The following is a 7,109-nucleotide window of genomic DNA, read 5'->3' as shown; positions in this document are numbered from 1 at the left end:
GGGGTACCACAACCCGGCCTGACCTTCCTGTACCCCTCGGGCTGGCACCCCACCCGGGGTGCCTGCCCGTCGGCGTGTCGGACAAGGGACAGCAGATCAAGTCATTGTTCCGGCGGGAACTGGAGGCCGATTTATTTTCATGATCGGATCAACCCGACCGAGTCGGCCGTGCATTCGCATGTCCGACTGTGCAAAACGGGAGGACTCCGAATGACTTTCCAGAGGGCGAAGCGGATGGTGGCCGTGGCCGGTGTGGTGGTGGCGGCAGGGGCCCTGCCGATCCTCGTGGCCTCACCGGCGAGCGCCACGCAGAGTTCCTGCAGCAACTACGTGGCCAGCCATGGGTTCTTTGCCGGCCCGAAGGTGAAGGCGGCCTGCAATTACGGGGCGATCGACACGGGCATAGGGAAGGCGGCCAGCCCCGCCTGCATCGTCGCCTTGGCGAAGCTTCACGTGCCGGCCGAGGTGTCGGGACCGGCCTGCAAGCGGGCCTGATCACACGCAGAAGGCGGCTCATGACGATGAGCCGCCTTCTGTCAGGGGAACGCCGGTTCGCCGGCCTCAGGCCTTGACGCGGACCTCGCTGCGGAACTTGGCCGTCAGGTCGGCCGCGCCGGAGAGGTCGGCCGACTTGCCCGCCATGGCGCTGGCGACGTCCATCGAGATGACGACGCCCACGGTGCTGTGGTCACCCCAGACGCAGACCGGCATGCTGATCTCCTTGGGGCCGGAGGTCGCATCGGTCGACGACGACTCGTTGTTCTTGATCTTGGTTTCCTGGCACTTGAGGATCGCGCCGTTCAACCCGGAAGGCGTGAAGGCCTTCGGGCTGCCGACCAGTGTGCCCGTGTCGTCCTTGTCCTCGGAGGACCCCTTCTTGAGCTGGACGAACATGGCGTCGACGACCTTCTCCGGGTCGGCGATCTCGCCGTAGACACCCATGAACTTCAGGTACTTGCCGGCCAGCGGGTTGCTCTTGTCCTCGACCGAGTACTCCGCGTCGACGTCCTTGGCGTTCTTCACGCCGTGCTTCTCGGCGTCCTTGACGTCGTCGTCACTGAAGCCGTCGCCGGCGCTTTCGCCCTTCTTGTACTCGGTGAGCACGACGGACGGCGTCGTCAGCTTGTGCGCGCCGTCGTCCGCGACCGAGCCGGAGCCGCTGTCGCCGCCCCCGCCGATGACGAAGTACGCGCCGACGGCGATCGCGGCCACGACCGCCACCGCGCCGATGATCAGGCCCGTCTTCTTCTTGCCGCCCTCGGGGGGCGGGGGCGGGGTGCCGTAGGGCTGCTGGCCGTAGGGGCCGGGCTGCTGCGGCTGGCCGTAGGGGGGAGTCTGTGGGGGGACACCCTGGGGGGCCTGCTGGGGGTAGCCGTAGCCGGGCTGGGGAGCCTGCTGCGGGTAGCCGTAGCCAGGCTGGCCGGGCTGGGGGGCCTGCGGCTGCTGGCCGTAGGGACCCGGCTGTCCGTACGGTCCGGGCTGCTGGGGCTGCCCGCCGTACGGGCCCGGCTGGTTGTAGCTCATTACTGGGTTCCCCTCCAGATACTTATGTGGTGCGGACATCCTGGCGCAAGGGCGGGGCGCGCGATGCATCGGGGGGCGCACCGTTACGGAAGAATCCCGTTTCGGGACGGGGTCGTGACACCTCTAAACTGGCCCGGTGACCGACAACGCTCAGCAGCAGCCGCCAGCATCCACTCCCGAACTGCCGACCCAGTACGCGCCGGCCGAGGTGGAAGGGAAGCTGTACGAGCGCTGGGTAGAACGGGGTTACTTCGCCGCCGACGCGAAGAGCGAGAAGCCTCCGTACACCATCGTCATCCCGCCGCCGAACGTCACCGGCTCCCTGCACCTGGGCCATGCCTTCCAGCACACCCTCATGGACGCCCTGACGCGCCGTAAGCGCATGCAGGGGTACGAGGCGTTGTGGCTGCCGGGTATGGACCACGCCGGGATCGCCACGCAGAACAAGGTCGAGCAGCAGCTTGCCGAGGAGGGCAAGTCGCGGCACGACCTGGGGCGTGAGGAGTTCGTCGAGCGCGTCTGGCAGTGGAAGGAGGAGTACGGCGGCAAGATCCTCGGACAGATGCGCCGGCTCGGCGACGGAGTCGACTGGGACCGCGAGCGGTTCACCATGGACGAGGGGCTGTCCAAGGCCGTCCAGACCATCTTCAAGAAGCTGTACGACGACGAGCTGATCTACCGCGCCGAGCGCATCATCAACTGGTGCCCCCGCTGTCTGACGGCCATCTCGGACATCGAGGTCGAGTACCAGGACGACGACGGCGAGCTGGTCTCGATCAAGTACGGCGAGGGCGACGAGACGCTCGTCGTCGCGACCACCCGCGCCGAGACCATGCTCGGCGACACCGCCGTCGCCGTTCACCCCGACGACGAGCGCTACAAGCACCTCGTCGGCAAGCGCATCAAGCTGCCGCTGACCGACCGCACCATCCCCGTCGTCGCGGACACCCACGTCGACCCCGAGTTCGGCACCGGTGCCGTCAAGGTCACCCCCGCCCACGACCCGAACGACTTCGCCATCGGCCAGCGCCACGGCCTGGAGTCGATCACGGTCATGGACGAGCGGGCCGTCATCACGGTGCACGGCCCCTTCCAGGGCCTGGACCGCTTCGAGGCGCGCTCCGCCATCGTCGCCGCGCTGCGCTCGCAGGGCCGGATCGTCGCCGAGAAGCGCCCCTACGTCCACTCCGTCGGCCACTGCTCGCGCTGCAAGACCACCGTCGAGCCGCGGCTGTCCCTGCAGTGGTGGGTCAAGGTCGGTCCGCTGGCGAAGGAGGCCGGCGACGCCGTCCGTGACGGCCGGGTCAAGATCCACCCCGCCGACATGTCGAAGCGCTACTTCGACTGGGTCGACAACATGCACGACTGGTGCATCTCGCGCCAGCTGTGGTGGGGCCACCGCATCCCGGTCTGGTACGGGCCGGAGGGCCAGATCGTCTGTGTCGGCCCCGACGAGCAGCCGCCGGGCACCGAGGCCGAGGGCTGGAAGCAGGACACCGACGTCCTCGACACCTGGTTCTCGTCCGGGCTGTGGCCGTTCTCCACGCTGGGCTGGCCGGAGCAGACCCCCGACCTCGCGAAGTTCTACTCGACCGACGTCCTGCTCACCGGCCACGACATCATCTTCTTCTGGGTCGCCCGGATGATGATGTTCGGCCTGTACGCGATGGACGGCGAGGTCCCCTTCAAGACGATCGTTCTCACCGGTCTCGTCCGTGACGAGCGCGGCAAGAAGATGTCGAAGTCCTTCGGCAACGTCGTCGACCCGCTCGACTGGATGGACGCCTACGGCTCCGACGCCGTCCGCTTCACCCTGGCCCGTGGCGCCAACCCCGGTACCGACGTGCCGATCGGCGAGGACTGGGTCCAGGCGTCCCGGAACTTCGCCAACAAGATCTGGAACGCCACGCGGTTCGCGCTGATGAACGGCGCGACGGTCGAGGGCCCGCTGCCGCAGCCGTTGCAGATGTCGGCGACCGACCGCTGGATCCTGTCCCGGCTCAACAAGACCGTCGCCGAAGTCGACGCGCTCTACGACGACTTCCAGTTCGCCAAGCTGTCCGACGCCCTCTACCACTATGCGTGGGACGAGGTCTTCGACTGGTACGTCGAGCTGTCCAAGACGACGTTCATGGCGGGCGGCGAGCAGGCGAAGGTGTCCGGCCGTGTCCTGGGCGAGGTCCTCGACGTGACGCTGCGTCTGCTCCACCCGGTCGTCCCGTTCGTCACGGAGACGCTCTGGACCACCCTCACGGGTGGGGAGTCCGTCGTCATCGCGGACTGGCCGAAGGACAGTGGCTTCCGTGACGACGCCGCCGAGCGCGAGATCGAGGCGCTCCAGCAGGTCATCACGGAGGTCCGCCGCTTCCGTGCCGACCAGGGCCTCCAGCCCGGCCAGCGCGTCCCGGCCCGGCTGACCCTCGACGGGACCGCGCTGGCCCCGCACGAGGCGGCCATCCGGCAGCTGCTGCGCCTTCAGCCGGAGGGCGAGGGCTTCGCGGCCACCGCCACCCTGCCGGTGGCGGGGGCGCAGGTCGCCCTCGACCTGTCCGGGACGATCGACGTCGCCGCGGAGCGCAAGCGGCTTGCGAAGGACCTCGCGGCTGCCGAGAAGGAGAAGGTCCAGGCGAACGCCAAGCTCGGCAACGAGGCGTTCCTGGCGAAGGCGCCGGACCAGGTCGTGGACAAGATCCGTGGGCGGCTCGCCAAGGCGGACGAGGACATCGCGCGGATCCAGCGCCAGCTGGAGCAGTTGCCTCCCGCGTAGGCGGCTGGGGGGCGGACGGGGTGGTTTCTTCGCCCCCTCCGCCCCTTCCCGTCCCGTACCCGATCGCGCTGCCGCGCTCGTCCTCAAACGCCGGACGGGCTGGATACCCCCAGGCGCCGGAGGGGAAGAAGCGCCCGCAGCCGCACGTGTCAGTGCGGCTCCGTAGACTGTCCCCGTGAGTGAGCTCCCCCCGGACGACAGTGATTCCTTCGACGAGATCGTCGCCAACGAGACCGAGCGTGACCCCGATCTCGCGGTGATCGAGGCAGGCAGCCGTACCCTGCGCACGCAGGGCGGTGCGCCGCAGGGTGATGTGCCCGCGCGGCCCGCCGACCCGGAGGTCGACAAGGCCCTGCGGGCGGTGGAGGCCGAGCTGGCCGGGCGCTGGGGCGAGACGAAGCTGGAGCCCTCCGTCAGCCGGATCTCCGCGCTGATGGACGTGCTGGGCGAGCCGCAGCGCGCGTACCCCTCGATCCACATCACGGGGACGAACGGCAAGACGTCGACGGCCCGCATGATCGAGGCCCTGCTGCGCGCCTTCGAACTGCGCACCGGGCGGTACACGAGCCCGCACGTCCAGTCGATCACCGAGCGCATCAGCCTGGACGGGGAGCCGATCCCGGCCGAGCGGTTCATCGAGACGTACGAGGACATCAAGCCGTACGTCGAGATGGTCGACACCCAGCAGGAGTACCGGCTCTCCTTCTTCGAGGTGCTCACGGGCATGGCATACGCGGCCTTCGCGGACGCGCCCGTCGACGTGGCCGTCGTCGAGGTGGGGATGGGCGGCAGCTGGGACGCCACCAACGTCATCGAAGCCGATGTCGCCGTCGTGACGCCGATCGACCTCGACCACACCGACCGGCTCGGCGAGACGCACGGTGAGATCGCCACGGAGAAGTCCGGCGTCATCAAGCAGGACGCGACCGTGATCCTGGCCCAGCAGCCGGTCGACGCGGCCCAGGTACTGCTGAAGAAGGCCGTCGAGGTCGACGCCACCGTGGCCCGGGAAGGTCTGGAGTTCGGGGTCGTGGCCCGGAACGTCGCCGTCGGCGGGCAGTTGATGACCCTGCGCGGCCTCGGCGGGGAGTACGAAGAGGTGTATCTCCCGCTGCACGGCGCCTACCAGGCGCACAACGCGGCCGTGGCGCTCGCCGCCGTGGAGGCGTTCTTCGGGGTCGGTGCCGCGCGCGCCGACCGGCTCGACATCGAGACCGTCCGCAAGGCGTTCGCCGGGGTCTCCTCGCCGGGCCGTCTGGAGGTCGTCCGACGCTCGCCGACCGTCGTGCTGGACGCCGCGCACAACCCGGCGGGCGCCCGCGCCACCGCCGAGGCCGTCGGTGAGGCCTTCGACTTCAGCCGGCTCATCGGCGTGGTCGGGGCGAGTGGCGACAAGAACGTACGGGGCCTGCTCGAAGCGTTCGAGCCGATCTTCGCCGAGGTCGTGATCACGCAGAACTCCAGCCACCGCGCGATGGACGTGGACGAGCTGGCGGGGATCGCCGTCGAGATCTTCGGCGACGACCGGGTCCAGGTCGAGCCGCGTCTCGACGACGCCCTGGAGGCCGCGATCACGCTCGCCGAGGAAGAGGGCGAGTTCGCGGGCGGCGGGGTCCTTGTGACCGGCTCGGTCATCACCGTCGGCGAGGCCCGGCTGCTCCTGGGAAGGGGCTGACCGTCGTGCGTACGCTCTGTGCTTCGACCCTGATCGGCGAGTTCTTCGTCATCGGCTTCGCCGGACTGGTCGCCATGAAGGACCCCGACCTGTCCATGACCGCGGTCTGGACGGTCAGCGGCATCGCGATGGCGCTGAGCATCCTGCTGTGCGGTGTGATCACCCGCCCCGGCGGCGTCCAGCTCGGCTGGGCGCTGCAGATCGCGCTGATCGCCTCCGGGTTCCTCCTGCCCAGCATGTTCTTCATGGGCGCGATCTTCGCCGCCCTGTGGTGGGCGTCGGTGCACTACGGCCGCAAGATCGACGAGGCCAAGGCCAGGTTCGCGGCGATGGCGGAGACCCAGGCCGACACGCAGCCGCAGGCCGGGAGCGAAGGCACCGCGAGCCCGGCGTGAGGGCGCGCTCGGGGCCGGGACCCGGAGTCCTGACTCCGCGCAGGGCCCCTCAGGCGCGCCCTGTAGCCTCTGAGCTCCGCACATCTGTGATTTGAAGGAGCCACCTCGTGACCCAGCGCACCCTCGTCCTGCTCAAGCCCGACGCCGTCCGTCGCGGCCTGACCGGCGAGATCATCGGCCGGATCGAGCGCAAGGCCGGCTGGCAGATCACCGCGCTGGAGCTGCGCACCCTGGACCAGGAGACGCTGGAGCAGCACTACGGCGAGCACAAGGGCAAGCCCTTCTACGAGCCGCTGGTGGAGTTCATGGCGTCCGGTCCGATCGTGGCTCTTGTCGTGGAGGGCGATCGGGTCATCGAGGGTGTGCGCGCGCTCGCCGGTCCGACCGACCCGATCGCCGCCGCGCCCGGCTCCATCCGCGGCGACTACGGCGTGATCGTCCGCGAGAACCTGATCCACGCCTCGGACTCCGAGGAGTCCGCCGAGCGCGAGCTGAAGATCTTCTTCCCCGGCCGCGCCTGAGTCCGCGTCGGATGAACTTCTGAGGGATCGTCACGTCACTCGCGTGTCTGACCAGGGACGGCCGAGGAAAATCGGCCGTCCCCTGGCATATGCGTGCCGATCGGGGGAACGCCTACCCCCGAACGCCCGTCTCCAGAAGCGAGACGGCGCATCATCTGCTGACAATGGCGAAGACCCTCGCGCAGTGTTCGTGAAGGCGCGTCTACGATGGAAGCCTTCACGTCACC

At 69.0% G+C, this 7,109-nt stretch carries 6 protein-coding genes; 5 read left to right on the top strand and 1 reads right to left on the bottom strand.

All coding sequences use genetic code 11. The annotated features are described in order from the left end of the window. Positions 1-210 precede the first annotated feature (210 nt). Positions 211-495 (top strand): hypothetical protein, encoded by a 285-nt coding sequence (locus ABZS97_RS19915; RefSeq protein ID WP_356139588.1) that lies wholly within the window; start codon positions 211-213, stop codon positions 493-495. Between the two features lie 66 nt (positions 496-561). Here the strand turns inward: ABZS97_RS19915 and ABZS97_RS19910 are convergent, their stop codons facing one another. Next, on the bottom strand, positions 562-1,524 hold the full coding sequence (locus ABZS97_RS19910) for a hypothetical protein (RefSeq protein ID WP_356139587.1): 963 nt from the start codon (positions 1,522-1,524) through the stop codon (positions 562-564). Between the two features lie 136 nt (positions 1,525-1,660). Between ABZS97_RS19910 and ABZS97_RS19905 the strand changes: the two genes are divergently transcribed. From ABZS97_RS19905 to ndk, 4 genes are all read left to right on the top strand, one after another. Then, positions 1,661-4,291, top strand: a complete 2,631-nt coding sequence (locus tag ABZS97_RS19905; RefSeq protein WP_356139586.1) for a valine--tRNA ligase — start codon at positions 1,661-1,663, stop codon at positions 4,289-4,291. Positions 4,292-4,466: 175 nt separating this feature from the next. After that, positions 4,467-5,966 (top strand): folylpolyglutamate synthase/dihydrofolate synthase family protein, encoded by a 1,500-nt coding sequence (locus ABZS97_RS19900; RefSeq protein WP_356139585.1) that lies wholly within the window; start codon positions 4,467-4,469, stop codon positions 5,964-5,966. A gap of 5 nt (positions 5,967-5,971) precedes the next feature. Further along, positions 5,972-6,361: a DUF4233 domain-containing protein gene (locus ABZS97_RS19895; protein ID WP_356139584.1), complete on the top strand. Its 390-nt coding sequence runs from the start codon at positions 5,972-5,974 to the stop codon at positions 6,359-6,361. A 107-nt stretch (positions 6,362-6,468) separates the two neighbouring features. Further along, positions 6,469-6,882: a nucleoside-diphosphate kinase gene (ndk, locus tag ABZS97_RS19890; protein ID WP_356139583.1), complete on the top strand. Its 414-nt coding sequence runs from the start codon at positions 6,469-6,471 to the stop codon at positions 6,880-6,882. The last annotated feature ends 227 nt before the right edge of the window (positions 6,883-7,109 follow it).

The organism is Streptomyces sp. NPDC005485 (assembly GCF_040606085.1).
Classification (GTDB): domain Bacteria; phylum Actinomycetota; class Actinomycetes; order Streptomycetales; family Streptomycetaceae; genus Streptomyces.
This window is presented reverse-complemented; position numbering and strand designations above follow the sequence as displayed.